Raw genomic sequence first — 23596 nt, forward strand, 5'->3', positions numbered from 1 at the left:
CCGCTGCCCCTGTTGTTGTCTGCCGGGTCAAGGTGCGGCTTTTGGTGAGGACCAAGGACAGGTCATACAGTAGTTTAAACGGTCTAAGGCCAACGGCGGATCTTGCGGACACCTGTTCCTCACCTGGGGCGGCCTAGTTTGAGAATGTGGAGTGTTTTCTTGATCCCAGTGCAGACCCCGGGTGACCAGCCGGCCGAACAGGCCCGGCAGCTGCCCCCCGCCACGGTGTCCCGCCTGACCTTGTACTTGCGCACACTCAATGCCCTGCTTGCTGACGGAGTGGAGAACGTCTCCTCTGAAGCCCTGGCCGAATCCGCCGGAGTGGGCTCAGCAAATGTCCGCAAGGACCTCTCCCACTTGGGTTCCTACGGCACACGCGGTGTTGGCTATGAGGTTGCGAATTTGAGCCGGCAGATCGCCCAGGCACTCGGTCTGACCCACGAGTGGCGGGTGGCCATAGTTGGTGCCGGTAACCTGGGCAGGGCCCTTGCCCGGTATGCCGGGTTCGAATCGCGCGGATTTGATGTTGTGGCGTTGCTCGATGCTGATCAATTGCTGGTGGGGAACGAGATCGGTTGGCTGCGGGTCAGCGACGTGGCGCATCTTGAATCAGTTTTGGCAGGCACCCGGGCCAACATGGTGGTCCTGGCGCTTCCTGCCGCGGTGGCACAATCCGTGTGCGACAGGGTGGTGGCGGCTGGTGTCCACAGCATTCTCAGCTTTGCACCCGTGGCCCTGAGTGTCCCGGACAACGTGAACCTGCGCAAAGTGGACATGGCCACTGAGCTGCAGATCCTGGCCTACCACGCCCAGCGCCTGCAGGACCCGACCTTGGAGCAGGACAGCCCGGGCACTTAGTCGGGGGCAACGTTTGCGCACAGCCCTTTTTGCCTCGTGAACGGGGAGTAGTTGTTGATGTTTTACTCAAACATCAACAACTACTCCCCGTTCACGAGGCCACGAGGCCGGGCAGGCGTGGGAGAAGATTACAGGTTGGCACCCTTGCGGGCCTTGTGAGCCAGGAAGAACTCCTTGGCGGGGGAGCGGTGCAGGAAAACCACAGCTACCAATCCCAGCCCAATCTGGACGAAGCTGAGGGGATTCAGCTGCCCCAGCATCAGCAGCGAAAAGCACGCCAGCACAAGGGCTGTGGTCCGGGCCCACGTGGCACCGCGTCGAATTTTGATGGCCAGCCAAAAATAAACCACCGTCATGGCAATGCTGATTACGAACGCCATGAACAAGGCTGCGTTGACGATGGCCGGGTCCGCATAGGCCTCCGTCAAGGCCGGGTAATCCGACATGGATGCCCGGAGAGTTTCCATGACGCTTTCCTTGACTGCCGGTACCAGCAGCACCAGCAGCAGCGCCACCACGGATGCCGCCTGCAGGATGCCGGCGGTCATGATCAAGCGGACCGCCAGAATGACACGGGCAGGAGGCACCAAGGCTGACTGCGGGTCAACGGAGCCACCACCAGTGTTGGCGGCGGGGCCACCCTGAAATCCGGGGTATTGGGACGCCTGGGGCAGTGCCGCTGACGAGGAGAGTGCTGCCTGGGCGTCCTTGACGTCCTGCGGCGGTTCCCATCCGGCAGGGGCGTACTGGCCATAGCGGGGGACACCGGGGGCTATTTCCCCATAGCTTCCCGGGCGGGGAGTGGGGTGCTCTTGGGATTCTTCACCGGGTGTGGTCATGGCAGCTGCTCTTTCAGTTTTGCCGCGGCGGGCTGAACACTTGTGCCAGGAAGCTGGCCAGGCAAAGAGAAAGGCCGCGGTGGGGTTTGCTCTAAACCCTACGCGACCTCTGTCTTTGCTCACTACTTCTTGTTGCTAAGGCGTGACTCCCCTGGCCCGGGAGTTAAGCCAGGCCGTTGATTCTGGTAGCCACATCAACACAGCGGCCACAATGCCGAGCAGGCCACCGCCAGCGCCGAAGAACAGCAAAACGATGCTCAGGAAGGCGATGACCGACAACGCCATCCGGGCCCACTGCATGCCTTCCTTGAGCTTCATGGCGCAAATGATTATGGCAGCTATAAGAACCAGGGAAATGATGGCAACAACGATTCCCTTGACGCCCTGCGCACGGATCTCGGCTCCGCTGCCCGGGACGGTGATGCCGAAGATGGAATTGTCCCTGGCGCCCAACGCGAACAATGAACCGATCAGCAAGAAGAACGTGCCCAGCAGCCACAGGCCTGCCGAGACCAGCCAGATGATGTAGGAGATCTTCAGTAGCTGCGGCAGACCGTCCATCTTGAAGATCCCGCCAAAGCCGCCCACCGGCATGACGTCATTCATTGAATGGGGAGTGTCTTTTGGCATTTCAAACTTGGAGTCTCCGGCCGGTCGGGGAGCGGGCTGCTGATAGCCGGGCGGCGGAGATTGATACCCGGGCTGTTGATACCCGGGCGGCGGAGCGTGGTAGCCGGGCTGTTGATATCCCGGAGGCGGCATGGATCCGGCCGGAGGGGGTGCCTGTGGCCCGGGTGTTTGGTACCCCGGTGGCGGCGTCTGTGGCCCGGGTGCCTGATGACCGGGGGCGGCAGTGTTGGGATCAGGCTGGGAACCGGCAGGAGACGGTTGCGAGCCTGAGTGCTCGGTACCTTCAAACTCATTCGGTGTGCTCATAGCAGTACCCTAGTCCTGGCCCAAGCACTTGTATAGGTGTACTAAGTGGTAGTACGAATGCCGGCCCGCCACAGTGGCGAACCGGCATTCGTATTACGGGTGTTGAAGGTTATGCAGCCTTGACGAAGGCAACGTCCAAGGTGATGGTGACCTTATCGGAGACCAATACGCCGCCAGCTTCCAGGGCTGCGTTCCAGGTCAGGCCGAATTCCTTGCGGCTGATGACGGTCTTGGCTTCGAAGCCTGCGCGGGTCAGGCCGAACGGGTCAACAGCAACGCCGTTGAACTCGCCCTTGAAGGTGACGGTCTTGGAGATGCCGCGGATGGTCAGCTCGCCGGTCAGTTCGAAGTCCTCGGCGTCACCTGAAACGCTGGAGGAAACGAAGGAGAGGGTGGGGAACGTCTCGACGTCGAAGAAGTCGGCGCTCTTGACGTGGCCGTCGCGGCCGGCGTCGCCTGAGCTGAAGCTGGCTGCCTGGATGGTGGCGGTCACTGAGGACTCGGCGAGGGTTTCGCCGAGCGTCAGTGCGCCTTCAACGTCGGTGAACTGGCCGCGAACCTTGGAGATGCCTGCGTGGCGGACTACGAAGCCCACGGTGCTGTGTGAGGTGTCGAGGTTCCAGATGCCCTGTGCGAGGCCGGTGGATTCAATGGTGGTTACTGACATGTGGATCTCCTTGGGGAAAGTTTTGCGTTGAAAGTTGCGCTTCGGACATCCGCAGTGGTTGCCCATCGATAGGTATAAGCATGCGTTTGTATCTAATATTCCCGTGTTCCAAAAAAACTTTAGCGGCAACGGATTAACCCCTAACCAACTAACTTTGAGAAACTGGGAAACATGTCCCGAGTAACTGTTCATCTTTTGCGCCACGGCGAGGTTTTCAACCCCGATGGCGTGCTCTACGGCCGGCTTCCCGAATTTCATCTTTCGGAGCGTGGCCGGGCCATGGCTGACATGGTCGCCGAGCATTTTGCGGCCCAGGCGGCCGACGGCGCAGCCCCCGTTTACCTGGTGGCCTCACCGCTGACCCGGGCGCAGGAAACGGCGCAGCCCACGGCTGCTGCACTGGGCCTGGAGATCGTGACGGATCCGCGCATCATCGAGGCGGAGAACCACTTTGAGGGCCTGGCTATGAGCAAGGCTGAGCTGCGCAAGCCCAAGCATTGGCCTTATTTTGTGAACCCGTTCAGGCCGTCATGGGGTGAAGCGTACGCGGCCCAAGCCGAACGCATGCTCGAAGCGGCACGGGATGCCCGCCGTCGTGCCTTCGAATTGGGCGGCGACGGCGCGCAGGCCATCATGGTCAGCCACCAGCTGCCCATTTGGGCCACCCGCCGCAGCGCCGAGGGCAAGCCGCTGTGGCATGACCCGCGCAACCGCGAGTGCACGCTGGCGTCCCTGACCTCCTTGACATTCGACGGCGACGACGTGGTGGATGTTCTCTACAGCGAACCTGCTGCGGTGCTGCTGCCCGGTGCCGCAACCACCCCCGGCGCCTAGCCTTACCGTCACAAGGCACACAGCTGACAATCAGCTTTTCGACGTAGCGTAGAACATAATGCCGTTTCTGCGCCTGCGCGATGGCTTCCCCTAAGAATGAAAGGCACCATCGTGACTTCCTCGATGAGCCGGCGATCATTGATGGCCACTGGTGGCGCCGCGTTGGCGGTAGTCCTGGCTGCCTGCACTGGCAAGGACCCCCTGGCAGAGCAGGCAAACGCCGGAGACAACAAGAATTACATTGCCGGCGACGGTTCAGTGACGGAATACGGTGCCGCTGACCGCAAAGAACCGGTTGAGTTCACGGGTACCCTCTTCGACGGCAAAAAAGTTGACGCGGCAGATTTCCTCGGCCAGGTCACGGTGCTGAATTTCTGGTACGCGGCCTGCGCCCCCTGCCGTTTGGAAGCCCCGGACATGCAGTCGCTCAACACCGAATTCAGTGCCAAGGGCGTGGAGTTCCTGGGCGTGAATGTGCGCGATGAAAAGGCCACGGCCGAAGCGTTTGAGCGCAATTTTGGCCTGACATACCCCAGTATCGTGGACAAGGACGGCGGTGTTTTGCTGGCGCTGACCAAGTTTGTGCCCCCGGCCGCCGTTCCCACCACTCTGGTGCTGGATAAAAAGGGCCGCGTCTGCGCCCGCATCCTGGGCGTTGCGGACAAGGGCACCCTGAAGGCCCTCCTCACCACGGCCCTGGCCGAAAACTAGCGGCCACCCACCCTTCATGAACAATCCATTTGCTGAGACAATCCTCAGCGGCTCCATGCTTCTGGCCATGCCCGTTGCCTTACTGGCCGGGCTTGTCTCCTTCCTCTCACCCTGCGTGCTGCCGCTGGTTCCCGGGTACCTGGGCTACGTTAGCGGGCTCAGCGGGGCCGACTTGCAGGATCAGCGCCGCGGCCGGATGTTCGCTGGGATTGGCTTGTTCGTGCTGGGCTTCTCAGTGGTTTTCATGCTGATAGGCGCGGTCTTTGGCCAGCTGGGTGCGTGGCTCATGGGGCCCGACGCCGCATGGGTCACCCAGGTGCTGGGCGTCGTGGTCATTTTCATGGGTGTTGTGTTCTTGGGCGGCATGAGCTGGTTCCAAGGTGAAGCGAAGATCCACGCGAAACCCCCGGCAGGGCTGTGGGGCGCACCCATTTTGGGGCTAACCTTTGGATTGGGCTGGGCTCCGTGCATTGGCCCCACCTTCAGTGCAGTACAGCTGCTGGCGTTTTCAGACGGGCCCAATGCGGCCAAGGGCGCATTCCTGACCTTTGTTTACTGCCTGGGACTTGGCCTGCCGTTCCTGCTGATCGCCCTGGGTGCACGAAAGGGACTGGGCGCCTTGGCGTTCTTCCGCAAGCACCGCCGCGGACTGCAGTTCTTTGGCGGCGGCCTGTTGATTGTGTTGGGCTTGTTGATGGTCTCCGGCTTGTGGGGCACGTGGATCAATCAACTGCAGTTTTGGTTTGCTAACGAAGTGAGATTGCCAATCTAATGAAAGAGACAGTGGTGGAAGAGCCCAAGCCGGCGAAAGAGCCCAAGCGCAAGAAGCCGCAGCCAGCTGGCGGCGACGTTGTGCTGCCCCAACTCGGGCTCATCGGCATGCTGCGCTGGGCCTGGCGGCAGCTGACAAGCATGCGCACCGCCTTGTTCCTGCTGTTGATGCTGGCCGTGGCGGCCGTGCCTGGCTCCTTGTTCCCGCAGCGCTCAACCAACGCTGCCGAAGTGACCCAGTATTTGAAGGACAACCCCACCTCGGGGCCCATCATGGACTGGTTCAAACTCTTTGACGTGTACTCCTCGCCCTGGTTTGCCGCCATCTACCTGCTGCTGTTCACCTCCTTGATTGGCTGTGTTCTGCCCCGCGCCAAGATTCACTACAAGGCCATGCGCTCCGCACCCCCGCGCACCCCCAAGCGACTTTCCCGGCTTGCCGAATACGGCACGGTGGAAATCCCGGCCGGGAGCGGAATCGACGCACACACTGCTGTGGAGGACGCAGCGGCCGTGTTGAAGTCCCGCCGCTACCGAGTGGATGTGCGTGACCTGGACACCGAGCGGCCCTCTGTGGGTGCCGAGATTGGCTTCCTTAAGGAAGTGGGCAACCTGATCTTCCACACGGCCATGATTGGTGTTCTGGCGGCCGTTGGATTCAGCGGATTGTTCGGATACAGTGGCCAGCGCGTTTTGGTGGAGGGTGAAACCTTTGTCAACACCCTCACGAGCTATGACACGTTCACGCCGGGAGCCAATTTCAGCGGCGACAAATTGAGCCCCTATTCGGCGCAGTTGGATCGCTTGGTGGTCAAGTACGACAGGTCAACGCAGGCCCACTATGGCCAGCCTCTGGACTTCACTGCCACGCTGAGCGTCAAGGACGGCCCCGGTGCTGAGTCTGAAACCAAGACACTGAAGGTCAACGAGCCAGTTTCCCTGGGCGGGACCAATCTGTACTTGGTGGGCAACGGCTACGCCCCGGTAGTCACCGTCAAGGATGGCAAGGGAGATGTGGCTTTCCAAGGTCCCGTCATCACCATTCCAACGGACGGCGCCTACACCTCCTTGATGGTGATCAAGGTGCCCGACGCCAAGCCCAACCAACTTGGATTTGTGGGCTTCTTCCTGCCCACGGCACTCATCGATGAAAAGGGTGTGGCCTTCGGCTCGGACCCCGATCCGTTCAACCCACAGCTGAACCTCAATTCCTACACAGGCGATCTGGGGCTGGACAACGGTGTGCCACGCAACGTCTACACCCTGGACACCTCCACGATGACTGAGATTAACTCACGCAACGTGGACGCCGGCGGCATTGTGTTGGTTCCAGGCCAGAGCTACACGCTGCCTGATGGCAACGGCAGCATCAGTTTTGACGGCATCAAGCGATTCGCGGCCCTGGATATCAGGCACGATCCGGGCCAAGCCTACGTCTTGGTCTTCGCAGTCCTGGCCCTGGCCGGGCTCATCGGTTCCCTGTTCCTGAACCGCCGCCGTGTGTGGGTGCGAACGGGCAACCATCCCGACGGGCGCACCATGGTGGAATTTGGCCTCCTGGCCCGCGGCGAGGACCACCGCCTGGCCGGCGAATACGCAGCCATTAACAAGGCACTGCACGCCAAATGGCTGGTGCCGATGGACGCGCAGGAGCAAAATGGTGACCAGGCACCAGCAACAAACAACGATTCCGCACCAATAGACTCCGCGCAACAAGTCCCCGCGGCAAGTAAGGATCAGTAATGCAAGAGATCAACGAAGGCTTCGGGCTGCTCAGCTACCAGCTCATGCTGACAGCAGGGTTCGCTTATCTGGTGGCTTTTTGCGCCTACACCTGGGACTTGGTGACCTTTAGCCAGGCCGTCAAGAGGGGCCTGGCCGGCGAACAGGACGCCGCAGACAAGACCCTTAGCAGCAAGGAAGCCGCTCTTGTTGGCGCCAGGGCCGCGGCAGGGCAGGGCCTGGAAGGAGGCCCGCAGGACAAGGGTGTGCGTCCCAGCAGCAAAACCCATGCCGGCGCCAACGGCGTCACCGCCGGCGATTCCATGCGCTACGGCAAAGAGCGGCGTGTTGTTGCCCGGGTGGCCGTGGCACTGACTGTGGTTGCCGTCGTCGTGCAAGGCATTGCAGTGGTGCTCCGTGGCGCGGCTGCGGGACGGGTTCCGTGGGGCAACATGTACGAGTTCTGCACCACCGGCTCATTCGCCGTGGTTGTTGTGTTCCTGCTGGTACTGACCCGCCGTGACCTGCGCTTCCTGGGCACCTTTGTCATTGGCTTGGTGATGGTGATGATTGTTGCCGCGCACGTGTCCTTCTACACCCCCGTGGGTCATTTGGTGCCGGCGCTGCAAAGCTACTGGCTGATCATCCACGTCTCCATCGCCGTGCTCTCCTCAGCATTCTTTACTCTCACCTTTGCCATGTCGGTGCTGCAGCTGTTCCAGGCCCGCCGCGAGGCATCCATTGCCGCCGGCAAGAAGGACAAGTTTGTGGTGATGCGTCTGGTTCCCACCGCGCTGAGCCTAGAAAACCTCTCCTACCGCATCAACGGCATCGCGTTCGTGGGATGGACGGTGACAGTCATGTTCGGCTCCATTTGGGCCGAAAAGGCCTGGGGACGCTTCTGGGGCTGGGACACCAAGGAAGTATGGTCATTCGTGATCTGGGTGGTCTACGCCGGCTACCTGCACGCCCGCGCCACGAAGGGCTGGACGGGCACCCGTGCGGCCTGGTTGTCCATTGTTGGCTACCTCTGCGTGGTCTTCAACTTCACCATTGTGAACATGTACTTCTCCGGCCTGCACTCCTACGCCGGGGTTGGCAGCTAGCAACAACATTGGAGCCACCTGGCTCCAAAGTTGTGAAAAGCTTGGTTCATGCATTCCGTGATCCCCACCCCTGCACAACTCGTCTGGCAGCGAGACGCCATGGGGGCGTTCTTCCACTTCGGCTTGAACACCTTCCATGGCAAGGAATGGAGCGATGGGACCCTGCCTGCGGCGTCCTTCAACCCCACCGAGCTGGACGCCGAACAGTGGGTCCACACCGCAGCGTCCATGGGTGCCAAATATGTTGTTGTGACGGCCAAGCACCACGACGGCTTCTGCCTGTGGCCCACGGCCACCACGGAGTATTCCGTGGCATCCTCGCCCTGGCGCGGGGGTGATGGTGACGTTGTGGCCGAGGTGGCCGCTGCATGCCGGAAGTTCGGCATGAAGCTGGGCATTTACCTCTCGCCCTGGGACAGAAACGCCGCGTGCTACCCGGACAGGGAAGCTTACGACGATTTTTACCTGGCCCAGCTGCGTGAGCTGTGCAGCAGCTACGGTGAGCTGGCAGAGCTGTGGTTCGACGGCGCCGGCTCGCAGGGGCGTGAATATGACTGGGAGCGCATCAGCGCGCTGATCGCCGAGTTGCAGCCCGAAGCCATGGTCTTCAACATGGGCGCCCCCACCATCCGCTGGGTGGGAAATGAGGACGGCCTGGCCGCCGACCCCGTGCACTACGTGGTGGCTGAAACCAACTTCTCCAATTACACGGTCCACTCGGCGGCCCTCACCGAGGCCCTGTACCTGCCGCCGGAATGCGATGTGTCGCTGCGTCGCGGCTGGTTCTGGCACCCGGAGGACGAGCCGAAGGAACTGGACCACCTGCTGGCCATTTACTACCGTTCCATTGGGCTGGGCGCCAATTTGCTGCTCAACCTGCCCCCGGACACGCGCGGGCTGATTCCGGCCCAGGACGTTGCCCGGCTGGGGGAGTTTTCCACTGAAGTTCGACGCCGTTTCCAGACTCCGCTTACCGCCGCGCTCAGCGCTGCGGGTGACGGTACCTGGCTTGCCGACTTCGGCGCCGAGATTGCTTTTGACCATCTGCGCCTGAGCGAAGATTTGGTGACGGGCCAGCGTGTGGCCCACCACTTGGTCTTGACCGAGGACGGCCGGCTCGTGGTTGAGGCCGGGACCATCGGGACCCAACGAATCCACGTCGTCGAGCCTGTGAGGGCTGCACAGCTGATCATTCACCTCGAGGGTGAGGAGCCGCTGCTCACGGCCGTCACGGCGTTCAGCACGGGCGTCAGTCACGTCCCGGCGATCAATTATCTAGCCACCACCGAGGCCCCGAAATGAGGCTTCAGGCGCTAGCCCAAGCGAAGCGCAGCGCCGGCGCGAATGTAGGTGCGGGTGCGGTGGTAAAATCGGGTCTAGCACGCACAAACTTTTAGCGATACCGGTCTAGCTTCTGGCCGAAAGAATCGCACTAGAAGGCCTCGCTCCGTCGACGGCCTGACGCCCATATCACCAATAAAGTCTGGAATCCCATGAGAAGAACTGCTCGCCAAACTCCGCCCGCCCTTGCCGAAGGCGCCATGCGCATCGTCGCCCTCGGTGGATTGGGGGAGATCGGCCGCAACATGACCGTCTTCGAATTTGCCGGAAAGCTGCTGATCGTTGACTGCGGCGTGCTCTTCCCCGAGGAGCACCACCCCGGCGTTGACGTCATCATCCCCGACTTCTCCTACCTGAAGGACCGCTGGGCGGACGTGGTTGGCCTGGTGCTGACCCACGGCCACGAGGACCACATTGGCGGTGTTCCGTACCTGCTCAAGCACCGTGGCGACATCCCTGTCATCTCCGCCAAGCTGACTCTGGCCTTCCTGAAGACCAAGCTGGACGAGCACAGGATCAAGGGCAAGATGATCACTGTCAAGGAAGGTGACCGTCGCAAGTTTGGCCCGTTCGACGTCGAATTCCTGGCCGTCAACCACTCCATCCCGGACGGCCTGGCCGTTGCCATTCGCACCCCTGCCGGCCTGGTGCTGGAAACCGGTGACTTCAAGATGGACCAGTTCCCGCTGGACAAGCGCATCACCGACCTTGCCGGCTTCGCCCGTCTGGGTGAGGAAGGCGTTGACTTGTTCATGCCTGACTCCACCAACGCCGAAGTTCCCGGCTTCCTGGCCGCCGAGGCGGACCTGATTCCGGCCATCGACCAGGTCATGCGCACCGCGCCGCGCCGCGTCGTTGTCTCCAGCTTCGCCAGCCACGTGCACCGCATCCAGCAGATCATTGACTCTGCGCACAAGTACAACCGCAAGATCGCTTTTGTGGGCCGCTCCATGGTCCGCAACATGGGCACCGCCCGCGACCTCGGCTACCTGAAGATCCCCCGCGGCATGCTCGTTGACGCCAAGGAACTTGAGCGCATGGCCCCCAACAAGGCCGTGCTCATTTGCACCGGTTCACAGGGTGAGCCCATGGCAGCACTGGCACGCATGGCCAGCGGTGACCACCAGATCAACCTGACCGAGGGCGACACCGTCCTGCTGGCCAGCTCGCTGGTCCCCGGCAACGAGTCCTCGATCTACCGTCTGATCAACGACCTCACCAAGCAGGGTGCCAATGTTGTCCACAAGGGCAACGCGAAGGTGCACGTCTCCGGCCACGCCAGCGCCGGCGAGCTCGTCTACTGCTACAACCTGGTCCGCCCCAAGAACGTGATGCCGGTCCATGGTGAATACCGCCACCTGAAGGCCAACGCCGAGCTGGCGGTCCGCACCGGCGTCGACCCCAAGAATGCATTCATCGTTGAGGACGGCACCACCATTGACCTCAAGGACGGCGTTGCCAAGGTCACCGGCAGCGTTCCCGCAGCCTACGTCTACGTGGAAAACATGGTGCCCGGCGCGGCAACGGAGGAGTCCCTCCAGGACCGCCTCCGTCTGGCCGAGGACGGTGCTGTCACCGTACTGCTGATCGTCAACCCTGACAATGGCAAGATTGAAGAAGACCCGGAATACTTCCCCGTAGGTTTCAACCTCACGCCGAAGGACATTGAAAAGGCCACCGGGATCGTGGAGAAGACCATCTCCGGGCTCCGCGGCGAGAAGACGGGCCATGGCGCCGAAAAGGCCGTCGCCGAAGCCCTGCTGCGCTGGTCCGACCGCGCGCTGCGCCGCAAGCCGGTGTACACGGTCATCATCGTCGAGTCCTAAGTAGGACCGCACCTAGAAGGCCCGGTCGCTGCCCCCTCGCCGTCATGGAGGTGGGGCAGCGGCCGGGCCTTCGGTTTTCCTGCCACACGCCGTCAGAGGGCCCCTTGCAGGCTATCTGCTGATGGCTTCCGCGGTGACGGCATCCAAGGTGGCGGTGTCCACATCCTGTGAGGGACCCTGCAGGTAGCGCTGCAGGGAATCATCCATGGCGTTGAGCCAGCGCGTGTGGTGCTTGGCAGCCAGGGTTCCGGTGACAACCGAGCGGTGGCTCATGTCCCGGTAGCCTAGGATGTCAGTCGCCTTGTGGCCCATCCAGTCCTTGAACAACTGCGAGACGGCGGCTAGGTCAAACGGCGGGTAGTCGGTGGCGGCAATGAGCTCACGCAAGTATTCCGACTGGAAATCGGCCTCGGCGTTGTGGTCCAGCAAGGCGGCCTGGAGTCCCAGCCAACGTTCGATGTCCGCTTCGCGAGCCTCGAGCGACGGCAGTTCCACGGCCCCCGTCATGACGTCGCGGGCAAACCAGGCCTGCGCATCAAACATGTTGAACGTGTAGTACTGGTCCTGCGCGCCCAGGTAAAACAGGTTGGTGTTTTGCTGCCACACCACGCCCTTGTACAGGTTGGCCGGGTACAGCACGTTCTTGGATTTCAAGGCCAGATCACTGGGAAGGAACGGGTACTTGTGCTGGTACCCCGTGCACAGTACGACGGCGTCAAAGTCGCCGCTGCTGCCGTCACTGAAGTGGGCCGTGTTCGCGTCAAAGTGTGTGACCAGCGGACGCTCCACCGTGTTTTCTGGCCAGTCGAAGCCCATGGGGGCTGAGCGGTAGCTGAAGGTGACTGATGCCGCGCCCATCTTGTGGGACTGCATGCCGATGTCCTCGGCTGAATAGCTGCTGCCAATCAAGAGAATGTTCTTGCCGGCAAAGCGTTCTGCGCCACGGAAATCGTGGGCATGCAGGACTTCGCCGGGGAAGGAATTGATGCCCGTAAATTCGGGGGCAGCGGGGAAGGAGAAATGCCCTGTGGAGACAACCAGCTTGTCAAAGATGTGCTCCGAGGTGCTTCCGGTGGGGAGGTCTTCCACGGTGAGGGTGAATTCCTGCGTCAGCTCATTGTAGGAAACCCACCGTGCGGCCGTCTGGAACTGCACATACTTGCGGACATCGGATTTTTCCACCCGCCCCTTGATGTACTCAAAGAGGACTTCGCGCGGCGGGAAGGAAGAAATGGCGCGGCCAAAGTGCTCATCAAAGGAGTAGTCGGAGAATTCCAGGCATTCCTTGGGGCCGTTGGACCACAGGTGGCGGTACATGCTGGAGTGGATGGGTTCGCCGTGTGCGTCCAGACCCGTGCGCCAGCTGCTGTTCCATTGGCCGCCCCAGTCGTCCTGCTTTTCAAAGCACATGATGTGGGGGATCTCCGCGCCGTTCTGGCGGGCTGATTCAAATGCCCGCAGCTGTGCCATGCCGCTGGGGCCTGCTCCAATGATTCCGACTCGTAATGTCATGGTGCTCTCCTGATCCCTTGGATTCTTTGTGTCGCTGATAAAAACGATGCTTCGAATCCATGTCCGCCAGAAAGTACTAGAAAGGGCCAAAAGGGCGCATCTGTGGCGAAACATCAAGGCGCAAGGTGCGCGGCGGCAGAGGTGGCTGCGGCAGTAATCTGGCGGATGGCCGCCAGTGGTTCTTCAAGGAGCTCATACGCATCAAGGCCAAAACGGCGTCAAATGGTAGTCCGGAACCAGGTATTGGTGCGTTTTACGCACCAAGATTCGACAAGCAGTTGTTGCAAATCCAAGAAACAACAACTTGTTACCCATTGCAACATTTTAGAAATGTTAAGTCAAAATCCGGCAATAGATAAGGAAAGCTAACTCATTGGGGCCGCGGCACCCGAGGGTGCCGCGGCGCGTTTTGGGTGTCGGTTTCCGTGGTTACAGTTCGGTGACCTTGCCGTCGCGGACGTCCCAGCGGGCGTCCAGGCGGACGTTCTCCAGCAGCCGGCGGTCATGGGTGACCAGCAAAAGGGTGCCCTCGTAACTTTCCAGCGCCTCTTCAAGCTGCTCAATGGCCGGCAGGTCAAGGTGGTTGGTGGGCTCATCGAGCACCAGCACGTTGACGCCGCGGGCCTGCAGCAGCGCCAGTGAGGCCCGGGTGCGTTCGCCGGGGGAGAGGGCAGCGACGGTGCTGGTGACCTGATCGGCCTTGAGCCCAAATTTGGCCAGCAACGTGCGGACCTCAGCTTGGTTCAGCTCGGGGACTAGTAACTCAAAGGCTGCGCCCAGGGGTGTGTCCTCGGGGAACTGGCTGCGGGCCTGGTCAATTTCACCCAAGGCCACATTGGCGCCCAAGGAAGCCGTGCCGGTGTCCGGCGTTGCGTGTCCCAGCAGGAGTCTGAGCAAGGTGGACTTGCCGGCACCATTGGGGCCCGTGATGCCAATCCTTTCACCCGCGTTGACCTGCGCCGACACAGGTCCCAGGGTGAAGTTGCCCTGCTGCACCACGGCCTCATTCAAGGTGGAAACAACTGTGCTGGAACGGGTGGCGGCACCAATGCTGAACTGCAGCGCCCACTCCTTGCGCGGCTCCTCCACCTCATCGAGGCGGGCAATCCGGGACTCCATTTGCCGGACCTTTTGTGCCTGCTTTTCGCTGGACTCGGCGCTGGCGCGGCGGCGGATCTTGTCATTGTCGGGGGACTTCTTCAGGGCGTTGCGCACGCCCTGCGAACTCCATTCGCGCTGGGTGCGGGCACGCCCCACCAAATCAGCCTTCTTGTCGGCAAACTCGTCATACGCCTCGCGGGCATGCCGCTTGGCGATGGCGCGCTCCTCCAGGAAGGAATCGTACCCGCCGTCGTACACGGCAACGTTGTTCTGGGCCAGGTCCAACTCAACCACGGAGGTGATGCAGCGGGCCAGAAACTCCCTGTCATGGGAGACCAGGACAACGCCGCCGCGCAAACCGGTGACGAACTGCTCCAGCCGGGCCAGACCGGCCAGATCCAGGTCATTGGTGGGCTCATCCAGCAGCACCATGTCAAAGCGGCTCAGCAGCAGCGCAGCAAGGGCCACGCGGGCAGCCTGGCCACCGGAAAGGCCGGTCATGAGAGCCTCGGGGCCAACATCCAGGCCAAGTTCGGCAAGGGTGGCGGGGATTCGCTCATCCAGATCGGCGGCTCCGCAGGCCAGCCAGTGGTCCAGGGCGTTGGAGTAGTTGTCGTCGTCCTCGGAGTTGCCCGAGCCCAGCTTCTCAGCTGAGGATTCCATGGCTTCGGTGGCCTCGCTGCAGCCTGTGCGGCGGCCAATGTAGGCGGCAATGCTTTCGCCGTCGAGGCGCTCGTGCTCCTGCGGCAACCAGCCAACGAAGGCATCCTGTGGCGCCGTACTGACGGTGCCGCCCTGGGGTTTGTCGGCTCCGGCCAGCAGACGTAAAAGGGTGGATTTCCCGGCGCCGTTGGCACCCACCACGCCAATGACATCGCCGGGGGCCACAGTGAAGGAAAGATTGCTGAATAAGGTGCGGTGGGCGTGGCCTCCGGAGAGGTCCTTCACCACAAGTGTTGCGCTCATGATTCAATCTTAAGTTGCTTCCGGCCACTGCCCTGACGGTGGTGGCCCACATCTCGCCCCACCCCACCCAACTGTGACGCACTTGTTGTGCAAATTGCGCCGTTTTGCGACAACAAGTGCGTCACAGTTGGGGGACGGGCGCGGAGGCTCGTCGACGGGCCCAGCTCGAGAGAATGTTGCCGCATGTGACGAGGGGTTTGAATCCGGCGCGCTGCGGCGGGCAGACTGGTGGACAGAATCAAGAGTCCCGATCATGCGGCCCAGGCCGATCGGGCGGCAACCCTCAAAACCATAGTGGGGTGCCCCTGGTGACGATTCGACACTCGTGCGGCAAAGGACTGCGCGGTGTAAGTATGGCGCGGTGCCCGGCACTCGCCTTCACACGAAGGAACCCTCATGACTGAATCCGCTATGTGTAGCTATGCGACACCCGTCAGTGCCGTGGTCACCAAGGCCTGACGTTTCATCCCCGCACCGGGTGCGAGATCGAGGAAAAAGCAGAAGGAATCGACGGCACCGCGCAGCGGATCATGAAAGAACTTGTCAGCGGATGCTGGCGGTGAGCACCAGTTCATCGCCGGCATCGCGCTGCGCCTGAAGTTCGGCCTCCATGCCGGCCTTGGTATAGCTGCCGGTGAAGATGGGGGTGCCCGGTTCAAAGGCTGCACCGTTGCTCAAGGATCCGGCGTCAACGGCGTCATAACCCAGACTGTCCACAAACTCCAACACCAAGGCGCGCGTATCGTCGTCGTCCGCGGCAACGGCCAGCGCGCGGCGGTCGGGCGTACCGGCGTCGCGGGCGTCCAGCTCAAGCTCATGGTAGCCAATGTGGTTCAGCGACTTGGCCACGAGGGCGCCGGGCACGTGGGCGTGCACCATTTCAGAGCTCGACGGCGCATCCTCCAGCTCCGGCATGTCACCGTTGGTGTCGCGCCAGTAATTCATGGTGTCCACCACGTGCTTTCCGGCGAGAGCGTCCGGGTTCAGGGTGCGGAACTTGTGCAGCGGCACCGACAAAACCACCAGATCGGCCTCGGCCATGGCTTTCTCAGCTGTAACAGCAACGGCGCCGGGGGCCATGACGGAAATGATCAACGAAATGTCCTTGGGATCACCGGATGCCGCTATCAGTACACGGTAACCAGCCTTCAGGGCTTGGCGGGCAACGCCGGTGCCCACCTTGCCGGCGCCCAGGATGCCAACGGTCTGCATAGTCATGCGATCAAACTTCCTTCATGTACGTTGCTTTACAGATCATCTTATCTGAATATGATCTGTTGTAAAGCCCAGTTATCCGTTATGATGGGTGCCATGAGTAACAGTCCAACCGAGCAGCGCCCCTCCGTCGATGCCCAGGAAGACTTTGGCTGGACACTGGGCGTTTTGGTCCGCAATTACCAAAACGCCTCGACGGCAGCCATGGGGGAATTCCTGCACGGCGCGCGTGGCTATCAGGTGCTTGTTGCCGTGGTGGGCGGGGAGCTGCCCAACCAGCTGGCGCTGGCCCAGCACCTGGGCATTGACCGCACAGTCATGACGTACTTGATCGATGACTTTGTCAAGGAGGGCCTGGTGGAACGCCAGCTGAACCCGGCCGACCGCAGGGCCCGCATTGTGGTGGCCACCAACGCTGGCAACAAGGCACTCGCTGATTTGCAACTGCGCGTGGCGGGAGCTGAAAACGCCGTGCTGGGCGCCTTGGCCGCCGAAGAACGCGAGCTGTTCCGGACACTGCTGCGCCGCGTGGCCTGCGATGCCCCGCCCGTTTCCGCGCATGATCTGGGTGCCTGTGAAGCCGTGGAGCAGATGCTGGGAACCTAAGGACGTCGCTAGTCTCCCCTGCCGGTGTCAGCGTCCATGTTTGAGCGCCGGGCCCATGGTGGCGCCGGGAGAGTACGAGCACTCGATCAGCAATTGAGGCAGCGGGTTGTTTTTCTTGTCGATCTGGTCAATCAAGACATCCACTCCCAGTCGGCCAAGTTCATCGGCCGGGGAAATGAGCACGGCCATTTCCGGCTCTGACATGCTTGCCGTGTCCAGCGAGGAGGCCAAGGCTAGGACGGAAATATCCTGCGGTAACCGGTAGCCTGCCTGTTGGAGCCCGGCAACAAAACCCGGACCAGCATGTTCATTCATCATCAAAACGCCGGTTGTTTCGGGGTGCTTTGCCGCAAATTCCTTGGCCAGCTCGCGGCCTCCTGCCGATGAATGCACGCCACTCATGATGGCGCCGGAGAGGCCGCGTTGGGCTGTGACTTCCCCGAACGCCTTGCGAGTTCTGGCGACCGGACCGTAGCCGCCGAGCAGCTGGTTGCCAACTCCGCCGTCGATGAGCACCAGGTCGGTGTGCCCGAGTTCAACCAGCCTGTCAATGGCGTTCTCCACGGCGGATTCAAAGTCAACGTCAACAAAGGGAATCCCTGTGGTGTCCCGGGTACGCCCGATCAAGGCGAAGGGGACGGCGCTTCCGGATAGTTCGGACACGCGGGGGTCATCGAGTTGGACTTCCATCAGTACCACGCCGTCCACCAGCCCTGAGGATGTTAGCTCGGTGACTGCCTCGGCGTCGTTACTCATGGGCCACAGCACCAGGTTGTAGCCCCGGAGCCGGGCCTGGTCGGCGGCGCTGGTGAAAAATCGCACCGACGTGGGAGAGAAGCGGTGCTGCAAGGCTGGGTACAGCAATGCGAGTACGTGGGTGCGGCCCCTGGCCAGCGCGCTACCGACGGCATTGCGGCGGTAGCCCAGATCCTTCATGGCCGCCTCCACCTTGGCCCGGGTTTTGGGCGAGACGGGTTTTGAGTCGTTGATGGTAAATGACACGGTCGCCAAGGACACGTTCGCCAGATTGGCGACATCCTGCATGGTTGCCACGTTGCTCCTCCCAAGTGTTCTGGGTCTAAGCTACCTCACCCAACTCTAATCAAAGTGTGCTCCAGGGAAGACACAAAGTAAAGCGCTTTACTTTTTCCTTGACACAACGGCATTGGCACAGGCATGATCAATGTCACACCCTAAGTAAAGCGCTTTACCGTGAACACTTTGGACCTAACCCAGGAACCATCAATGGCGAGAATTCCCTCCCGTCAGCGAACGCCGGGCGCCGCCCGGTCCGTAAGGAACCGCCGTCGAACTTTAGGAAAATTGCTTGATTCTCCGCCGCTATGCGAGGGCGGAATCGTTCACAACCAAGGCACCGCATCACGTAACCGAGCAAAGGAGCTACCCGTGAAGAAACAAACTAAGACCCGCCTGAGCAAGTTCTTGGCCATGGCAGCAATCGCACCCTTCGTCCTGACAGCCTGTGGCGGCGGCGGCAACAGCGCCTCCGGTGACGCAAGCAGCCTGACCCTCATGGACTACTACAACAACGATCCAGACAAGGCCCTGATCCAAACGGCCATCGATAAATGCGCCGCAGATATTGGTGTCACGATTACCCGTGAAGTGGTGCCCGGCAAGGACCTGATTCAAAAGGTCTTGCAGAAGTCGTCCTCCAAGACTCTGCCGGACATCTTGATGCTGGACAACCCGGACGTGCAGGAGATTGCCTCCACCGGAGGCCTTGCCCCGCTCAGTGACTTCGATGTGGATACCTCCGGGTTTGCCCAGGGCATGCTCGACGCCGGCACCTACGAAGGCGAGGTCTACGGACTGGCACCCACGGCCAACACCTTGGGCTTGTTCTACAACAAGAAGCTCCTGGCCGACGCTGGCCTGAAGCCGCCCACAACATGGGAGGAACTCAAGACAACAGCCGCCACGCTGACCGCCGGCGACCAGTACGGTCTGGCGTTCTCCGCCATAGCCACCTACGAGGGAGCATGGCAGTTCCTGCCGTTCATGTGGACCAATGGCGGCAGCGAAACTGAGTTGGATTCGCCTGAAAACAAAGAGGCGTTGCAGCTCTGGAAGGACCTGATCGACAGCGGTGCGGTCTCCAAGGGCGCCATCAACTGGGGCCAGGGCGATGTTAAGGACCAGTTCATGTCTGGCAAGGCAGCCATGATGATCAACGGACCGTGGCAGATTCCGGCACTCAACGATGACGCCGCCCTGGAATGGGGATCCGTTCAGGTGCCTGTCAACAAGGCCGGCCAGACGCCCACAGCACCTTTGGGTGGCGAGGTTTGGACCATTCCGCAGACAGGGGACAAGGCCAAGCAGGCCAAGGCCGCTGAATTCATCAGTTGCTTCACCGCAGGAGATACCCAGGTGGCATTGGGCTCCGAACGCTACACGGTACCCACCAAGCCCGAGCTTGCCAAGGAATATGTCGCCAAGATGCCCGACATGGAATCGTTCACCGAGCAGATCGCCAACGCACGCTCACGCACGGGCAACCTCGGCGCCGAATGGCCCAAGGCGGCAACCGCCATCTACACGGCCATCCAGCTGGTGCTGACGGACAAGGCCAGCGTTGATGAGGCCTTCGCTCAAGCTGCCAAGGGCTAACGCCACCACCATTTCGACGCCGGTTCCGCACCCAACGTTGCTGCGGAACCGGCAGAGAGGCCACCATGACTTCCCTTTCAACCGACGCGCCCGCTGCGTCCACCGCCCGATCCGGCAAGAGGGCGGCTACACCTGAATCGCGGCCGCGGCAGAGTTTCTGGGCCCGCGAAAATATCGCCAAAATTCTTTTCGTAGTGCCTGCTGGCTTGTACATGCTGCTGTTCTTTGGCTACCCCGTGGCCAAGAACCTCGTCATGAGCATGCAGGACTACACAACCAAGACCTTCTTCACCGGCGAAGCCCCGTGGGTTGGATTCCAGAACTACATAACAGTCATCAGCTCAAATCTGTTTGGGCCGGCGTTGCTCAACACGGCACTGTTCACTATTGCCTCCATTGCCGGCCAGTTCGCAATTGGGCTCGCGCTGGCATGTTTCTTCAACCGCAACTTTCCGCTCAGCCGCTTCCTGCGGGCCATGCTGCTGCTCCCGTGGCTGCTGCCACTGATTGTAGCCAGTGCCACATGGCGCTCCATCCTTGATCAGGACTCCGGAATCCTGAACCAATTCCTGGGTACGTTTGGCGTCCCCGCCATCCCGTGGCTGACAAGCCCCGACGTGGCACTGCTCGCCGTCATCCTTGTCAACATCTGGGTGGGCATTCCCTTCAACGTCACGTTGCTTTACGGCGGACTCCAAGACATCCCGGCGGAACTCTATGAGGCTGGGCAACTGGACGGCGCCACCGGGTGGAAGGCGTTTCGGTACATCACCTGGCCCAACCTTCGCCCGGTTGTCAGTGTGGTGCTGATTCTGGGAGTTGTCTACACCATCAAGGTTTTGGACATCATTTTGGGTCTGACGAACGGTGGCCCGGCAAACTCGACCCAAACCATTGCTGTGCGGTCCTACCAGGAATCGTTCGTCAATTTCGAGTTCGGGGTGGGTGCCGCATTCTCCAATATTCTGATCATCATTTCCCTCGTGTTCGCCGTCATCTACCTGCGGGCAAATCGCCGCGCTGTCGATGAGTAGGAGACCTCAATGACTACTGCAACCCTGAACCACAGCAGTGTTCGCGTGAGCGCGCTGCGACGTAAAGCCATCAAAACCCGGGCCTCCACCGTCCTGGGAATCCTTTTCCTGGCCTTCATGTTGTTCCCCATCTATTGGATGGTCAACGCCTCGCTGCAACCATCCGGCAACACCCTCTCAGCGGACTTCTTCCCATGGAATCCGAGTTTTGCCGGCTATGAAAAGGCCATCGCAGATCAAGGCAAGAATCTGCTGACAAGTCTTGTCATTGCCCTCGGAACGGTTGTTGTGACACTTGCCATCGCAGCGCCGGCAGCCTACGCCCTGGCCCAGTTCAAATTTCGCTGGATTAGTTGGGCGTTGCTTGCCATCCTGATCGCCCAGATGATCCCGGGCGTTGTTATCGCCAATGCCCTGTATGCCGCCTACAACAATCTGGGACTTTTGAACTCCATCCCCGGTCTTGTTTTGGCAGATGCAAGCCATGCCATCCCGTTCGCCATCTTGATCATGCGGGCATCGATGATGAGCATCCCGGCGTCGATCATTGAGGCTGCGCGCGTGGACGGGGCAGGCCAAGTCCGGGCCTTTTTCTCCATCGCCATGCCCATCGCCAAAAATGCCCTCATCACGGCAGGCCTTTTTGCCTTCCTCTTCGCCTGGAGCGACTTCTTGTTTGCGTTGACGCTGACTACCACCGATGAGATTCGCCCCGTGACGCTGGGCATCTACCAGTACCTCGGCACCCAAGTCTCCAACTGGAGCGCCGTCATGGCAACTGCCGTGTTGTCCTCGTTGCCAGCCATCGTGCTCTTGGTGGTGGCACAGAAGTACATCGCCGCCGGGGCAACCGGTGGAGCCGTGAAATAGCCCCCAAACGTGCACCCCCTACAACTTACGCAACACCATGAAAAAGGAAAGTGAACACCAATGTCTGCAATCGCTAACCCGGAAACCCCCATCAACGTCGTCGTGTGGGGAGAAAACCGGCACGAACAAGTGGAGCAGAGCGTTCGGGACATCTACCCGAACGGCATGCACACCACCATTAAAGAAGGCATCGAAGAGAACCTGGGCGCAGCTGTTGCCGTGACCACAGTGACTCTGGATGATCCAGAACACGGTCTGACGGAGGAAGTTCTTGCCGCCACCGACGTCCTGATCTGGTGGGGCCATGCCGCCCACGATGAAGTCTCCGATGAGGTGGTTGAGCGCGTGCACAAGCATGTACTGGCAGGTATGGGCCTGCTGGTGTTGCACTCGGGCCACTGGTCCAAGATCTTCGGCAAGCTCATGGGGACCTCCTGCACCCTGCGCTGGCGTTCGGAGCAAGACCGCGAACTCGTGTGGACAGTAGACCCCACCCACCCCATTGCCCAGGGCGTGCCGCACCCGTTCATCATTCCGGCCCAGGAAATGTACGGCGAGTACTTCGACGTCCCCGCACCGGATGAGCTCATCTTCCTCTCTACCTTCACCGGCGGGGAAGTGTTCCGCAGCGGCATGACCTACCGTCGCGGATTCGGCAAGATCTTCTTCTTCAGTCCCGGCGACCAGGACTACCCCGTCTACCACCAGAAGGAAGTCCGTAAAGTCATTGCCAACGGAGTTCAATGGGCCAAGACGCTTCGCCCGGAACGCGCCGAGCCTGTGCTGTTGCGCTATGAAACCGAAGACTTCTACAACGGCAAAGGCTACCAGGGGGCGATTGCACATTGAGCACTTTTGCCACCACTGATACTCCCGGCCGGCTGCGCCTGGTCCAAGTTGGTGCCGGCGGCATGGGGAAGGCCTGGATCGAGGCGATCACGGCAAACCCGGACGTGGAATTGGTGGGCCTGGTTGATCTGAACACGGACACCGCCCACGCGGCGCTTGCCGAGAAGGGACTTGCTGGCGTCCTGGTGGGGACCAGTGTCAGCGACGTCGCCGCAGCAACTGGTGCCCACGCGGTGGTCAATGTGACAGTGCCCGTGGCCCACCACCCTGTCAATGTTGAGGCCATGTTTGCCGGCCTGCCGGTGTTGTGTGAGAAACCGGCCGCACCGACCGTTGCCGAGGCGCTGTCCCTGGCCGCCAGCGCGGAAGCCAGTGGCCAGCTGCTGATGATCAGCCAGTCCCGTCGCTACTTCAACTCCCTGACCCAGCTCAAGGCAGTCACCGGCGAGCTGGGGGAGATCGGGGTCATCACCACCGAGTTCTTCAAGGCGCCGCACTTCGGCGGATTCCGCGAGGACATGGACCACGTGTTGTTGGTGGATATGGCCATTCACCCGTTCGACGCCGTCCGTCACCTCACGGGCCAGGACCCAGTCAGCGTGTACTGCGAGGAATTCAACCCCGCCTGGAGCTGGTACAAGGCCGACGCCGCGGCTACCGCCATCTTCGAATTCTCCAGCGGCCTGCGCTATGTGTACTCAGGTTCCTGGTGCGCGGACGGCCAAGAAACCTCGTGGAACGGGCAGTGGCGGGTCAACGGGGAACGGGGGACGGCGCGTTGGGACGGCGAGCAGGCGCCTGTTGTTGACGCCGTCGATGCGGCCGGCGGCAAGCTTGGGGTGCCGGCAGTCGCCGCCGGTCCCGAGCAGATCGCCGGATCACTGGCCGAGTTCGTCTCCGCGATCCGCACAGGCAAGGTGCCGGACGGGGAGATTCATGCCAATGTGCATTCGCTGGCCATGGTGGAAGCGGCAGTGCTTTCCGCCGAAACCGGACAGCGCGTGCGGATTGACGACGTCCTGACGGCTGCTTATGAGCAGGCGCTGGTCGCCGAAAAGAATGCCGAGGTCAAAGCTGTCCTGGCGGCTTGGGGATCACCGCTGGGCCGCCTCGCCTGCCGGGCGGAAGCCATCAGTCGCTAATCGGTGAGCGATGTGACGGCCGGTCGCGTGGGTAGGGTGAGCCCTTCCTGCGCGGC

Annotated in this window: 21 protein-coding genes and 1 riboswitch; of the genes, 14 read left to right on the forward strand and 7 right to left on the reverse strand. The window is 61.3% G+C overall.

The window, feature by feature from the left end; genetic code table 11:
* Window positions 1–159 precede the first annotated feature (159 nt).
* Complete coding sequence (locus CVS27_RS01085; RefSeq protein WP_243399615.1) at window positions 160–858, forward strand: redox-sensing transcriptional repressor Rex; 699 nt, start codon at window positions 160–162, stop codon at window positions 856–858.
* Window positions 859–986: 128 nt separating this feature from the next.
* On the opposite strand, the gene CVS27_RS01090 is transcribed toward CVS27_RS01085, so the two are convergent.
* From CVS27_RS01090 to CVS27_RS01100, 3 genes are all read right to left on the reverse strand, one after another.
* Complete coding sequence (locus CVS27_RS01090) at window positions 987–1697, reverse strand: hypothetical protein (RefSeq protein WP_103463891.1); 711 nt, start codon at window positions 1695–1697, stop codon at window positions 987–989.
* Window positions 1698–1832: 135 nt separating this feature from the next.
* Window positions 1833–2303, reverse strand: a complete 471-nt coding sequence (locus CVS27_RS20685; protein WP_165788229.1) for a hypothetical protein — start codon at window positions 2301–2303, stop codon at window positions 1833–1835.
* 439 nt (window positions 2304–2742) lie between these two features.
* Window positions 2743–3300, reverse strand: coding sequence for a YceI family protein (locus CVS27_RS01100; protein WP_103463892.1), 558 nt, complete (start codon window positions 3298–3300; stop codon window positions 2743–2745).
* A gap of 171 nt (window positions 3301–3471) precedes the next feature.
* On the opposite strand from CVS27_RS01100, the gene CVS27_RS01105 reads away from it, so the two are divergent.
* From CVS27_RS01105 to CVS27_RS01135, 7 genes are all read left to right on the forward strand, one after another.
* Window positions 3472–4134 carry a histidine phosphatase family protein gene (locus tag CVS27_RS01105; protein WP_103463893.1) on the forward strand — a complete coding sequence of 221 codons (663 nt, stop codon included), beginning with the start codon at window positions 3472–3474 and terminating at the stop codon, window positions 4132–4134.
* Window positions 4135–4257: 123 nt separating this feature from the next.
* Complete coding sequence (locus CVS27_RS01110) at window positions 4258–4845, forward strand: TlpA family protein disulfide reductase (protein WP_103463894.1); 588 nt, start codon at window positions 4258–4260, stop codon at window positions 4843–4845.
* Between the two features lie 16 nt (window positions 4846–4861).
* Window positions 4862–5617: a cytochrome c biogenesis CcdA family protein gene (locus CVS27_RS01115; protein ID WP_103463895.1), complete on the forward strand. Its 756-nt coding sequence runs from the start codon at window positions 4862–4864 to the stop codon at window positions 5615–5617.
* Window positions 5617–7359, forward strand: a complete 1743-nt coding sequence (gene resB, locus CVS27_RS01120) for a cytochrome c biogenesis protein ResB (protein ID WP_103463896.1) — start codon at window positions 5617–5619, stop codon at window positions 7357–7359. Before CVS27_RS01115 ends, resB begins: the two co-directional genes overlap by 1 nt.
* Window positions 7359–8444 carry a c-type cytochrome biogenesis protein CcsB gene (gene ccsB / locus CVS27_RS01125; protein WP_103463897.1) on the forward strand — a complete coding sequence of 362 codons (1086 nt, stop codon included), beginning with the start codon at window positions 7359–7361 and terminating at the stop codon, window positions 8442–8444. Before resB ends, ccsB begins: the two co-directional genes overlap by 1 nt.
* A 48-nt stretch (window positions 8445–8492) precedes the next feature.
* Window positions 8493–9746 (forward strand): alpha-L-fucosidase, encoded by a 1254-nt coding sequence (locus CVS27_RS01130; protein WP_103463898.1) that lies wholly within the window; start codon window positions 8493–8495, stop codon window positions 9744–9746.
* A gap of 191 nt (window positions 9747–9937) precedes the next feature.
* Window positions 9938–11611 carry a ribonuclease J gene (locus CVS27_RS01135; RefSeq protein ID WP_103463899.1) on the forward strand — a complete coding sequence of 558 codons (1674 nt, stop codon included), beginning with the start codon at window positions 9938–9940 and terminating at the stop codon, window positions 11609–11611.
* 111 nt (window positions 11612–11722) lie between these two features.
* Here the strand turns inward: CVS27_RS01135 and CVS27_RS01140 are convergent, their stop codons facing one another.
* The 3 genes from CVS27_RS01140 to CVS27_RS01150 all read right to left on the reverse strand — a co-directional run bounded on the left by CVS27_RS01140 (window position 11723) and on the right by CVS27_RS01150 (window position 16408).
* Window positions 11723–13123: a trimethylamine monooxygenase gene (locus CVS27_RS01140; protein ID WP_103463900.1), complete on the reverse strand. Its 1401-nt coding sequence runs from the start codon at window positions 13121–13123 to the stop codon at window positions 11723–11725.
* A gap of 429 nt (window positions 13124–13552) precedes the next feature.
* Complete coding sequence (locus CVS27_RS01145; RefSeq protein WP_103463901.1) at window positions 13553–15190, reverse strand: ABC-F family ATP-binding cassette domain-containing protein; 1638 nt, start codon at window positions 15188–15190, stop codon at window positions 13553–13555.
* Window positions 15191–15426: 236 nt separating this feature from the next.
* Window positions 15427–15550, forward strand: a riboswitch (SAM riboswitch).
* Window positions 15551–15733: 183 nt separating this feature from the next.
* Window positions 15734–16408, reverse strand: coding sequence for an NADPH-dependent F420 reductase (locus CVS27_RS01150; protein WP_103463902.1), 675 nt, complete (start codon window positions 16406–16408; stop codon window positions 15734–15736).
* Window positions 16409–16501: 93 nt separating this feature from the next.
* Here CVS27_RS01150 and CVS27_RS01155 point away from each other — a divergent pair, with 93 nt between their 5' ends.
* Entirely contained in the window at window positions 16502–17011 is a 510-nt protein-coding gene (locus CVS27_RS01155; RefSeq protein ID WP_243399616.1) for a MarR family winged helix-turn-helix transcriptional regulator, read from the forward strand.
* A gap of 27 nt (window positions 17012–17038) precedes the next feature.
* Here the strand turns inward: CVS27_RS01155 and CVS27_RS01160 are convergent, their stop codons facing one another.
* Entirely contained in the window at window positions 17039–18055 is a 1017-nt protein-coding gene (locus CVS27_RS01160) for a LacI family DNA-binding transcriptional regulator (RefSeq protein WP_243399643.1), read from the reverse strand.
* A 363-nt stretch (window positions 18056–18418) separates the two neighbouring features.
* Here CVS27_RS01160 and CVS27_RS01165 point away from each other — a divergent pair, with 363 nt between their 5' ends.
* The 5 genes from CVS27_RS01165 to CVS27_RS01185 all read left to right on the forward strand — a co-directional run bounded on the left by CVS27_RS01165 (window position 18419) and on the right by CVS27_RS01185 (window position 23540).
* Window positions 18419–19645 carry a sugar ABC transporter substrate-binding protein gene (locus CVS27_RS01165; protein ID WP_243400005.1) on the forward strand — a complete coding sequence of 409 codons (1227 nt, stop codon included), beginning with the start codon at window positions 18419–18421 and terminating at the stop codon, window positions 19643–19645.
* Window positions 19646–19710: 65 nt separating this feature from the next.
* Complete coding sequence (locus tag CVS27_RS01170; RefSeq protein WP_103463904.1) at window positions 19711–20679, forward strand: carbohydrate ABC transporter permease; 969 nt, start codon at window positions 19711–19713, stop codon at window positions 20677–20679.
* Between the two features lie 9 nt (window positions 20680–20688).
* Window positions 20689–21549, forward strand: a complete 861-nt coding sequence (locus tag CVS27_RS01175) for a carbohydrate ABC transporter permease (protein ID WP_103463905.1) — start codon at window positions 20689–20691, stop codon at window positions 21547–21549.
* Window positions 21550–21609: 60 nt separating this feature from the next.
* Window positions 21610–22398, forward strand: coding sequence for a ThuA domain-containing protein (locus tag CVS27_RS01180; protein WP_103463906.1), 789 nt, complete (start codon window positions 21610–21612; stop codon window positions 22396–22398).
* Entirely contained in the window at window positions 22395–23540 is a 1146-nt protein-coding gene (locus tag CVS27_RS01185) for a Gfo/Idh/MocA family protein (protein ID WP_103463907.1), read from the forward strand. The genes CVS27_RS01180 and CVS27_RS01185 overlap by 4 nt, the downstream gene beginning before the upstream one ends.
* Window positions 23541–23596: the final 56 nt, after the last annotated feature.

The sequence above is a fragment of the Arthrobacter glacialis genome (assembly GCF_002909445.1).
In the GTDB taxonomy this organism is placed as follows: domain Bacteria; phylum Actinomycetota; class Actinomycetes; order Actinomycetales; family Micrococcaceae; genus Specibacter; species Specibacter glacialis.

Bases quoted from the DNA above. Each gene is read 5' to 3' on its own strand.
- CVS27_RS01090 (WP_103463891.1), bottom strand. From the start codon at position 1,697: ATGACCACACCCGGTGAAGAATCCCAAGAGCACCCCACTCCCCGCCCG.
- CVS27_RS20685 (WP_165788229.1), bottom strand. From the start codon at position 2,303: ATGAATGACGTCATGCCGGTGGGCGGCTTTGGCGGGATCTTCAAGATG.
- CVS27_RS01100 (WP_103463892.1), bottom strand. From the start codon at position 3,300: ATGTCAGTAACCACCATTGAATCCACCGGCCTCGCACAGGGCATCTGG.
- CVS27_RS01105 (WP_103463893.1), top strand. From the start codon at position 3,472: ATGTCCCGAGTAACTGTTCATCTTTTGCGCCACGGCGAGGTTTTCAAC.
- CVS27_RS01110 (WP_103463894.1), top strand. From the start codon at position 4,258: ATGAGCCGGCGATCATTGATGGCCACTGGTGGCGCCGCGTTGGCGGTA.
- CVS27_RS01115 (WP_103463895.1), top strand. From the start codon at position 4,862: ATGAACAATCCATTTGCTGAGACAATCCTCAGCGGCTCCATGCTTCTG.
- resB (WP_103463896.1), top strand. From the start codon at position 5,617: ATGAAAGAGACAGTGGTGGAAGAGCCCAAGCCGGCGAAAGAGCCCAAG.
- ccsB (WP_103463897.1), top strand. From the start codon at position 7,359: ATGCAAGAGATCAACGAAGGCTTCGGGCTGCTCAGCTACCAGCTCATG.
- CVS27_RS01130 (WP_103463898.1), top strand. From the start codon at position 8,493: ATGCATTCCGTGATCCCCACCCCTGCACAACTCGTCTGGCAGCGAGAC.
- CVS27_RS01135 (WP_103463899.1), top strand. From the start codon at position 9,938: ATGAGAAGAACTGCTCGCCAAACTCCGCCCGCCCTTGCCGAAGGCGCC.
- CVS27_RS01140 (WP_103463900.1), bottom strand. From the start codon at position 13,123: ATGACATTACGAGTCGGAATCATTGGAGCAGGCCCCAGCGGCATGGCA.
- CVS27_RS01145 (WP_103463901.1), bottom strand. From the start codon at position 15,190: ATGAGCGCAACACTTGTGGTGAAGGACCTCTCCGGAGGCCACGCCCAC.
- CVS27_RS01150 (WP_103463902.1), bottom strand. From the start codon at position 16,408: ATGACTATGCAGACCGTTGGCATCCTGGGCGCCGGCAAGGTGGGCACC.
- CVS27_RS01155 (WP_243399616.1), top strand. From the start codon at position 16,502: ATGAGTAACAGTCCAACCGAGCAGCGCCCCTCCGTCGATGCCCAGGAA.
- CVS27_RS01160 (WP_243399643.1), bottom strand. From the start codon at position 18,055: ATGCAGGATGTCGCCAATCTGGCGAACGTGTCCTTGGCGACCGTGTCA.
- CVS27_RS01170 (WP_103463904.1), top strand. From the start codon at position 19,711: ATGACTTCCCTTTCAACCGACGCGCCCGCTGCGTCCACCGCCCGATCC.
- CVS27_RS01175 (WP_103463905.1), top strand. From the start codon at position 20,689: ATGACTACTGCAACCCTGAACCACAGCAGTGTTCGCGTGAGCGCGCTG.
- CVS27_RS01180 (WP_103463906.1), top strand. From the start codon at position 21,610: ATGTCTGCAATCGCTAACCCGGAAACCCCCATCAACGTCGTCGTGTGG.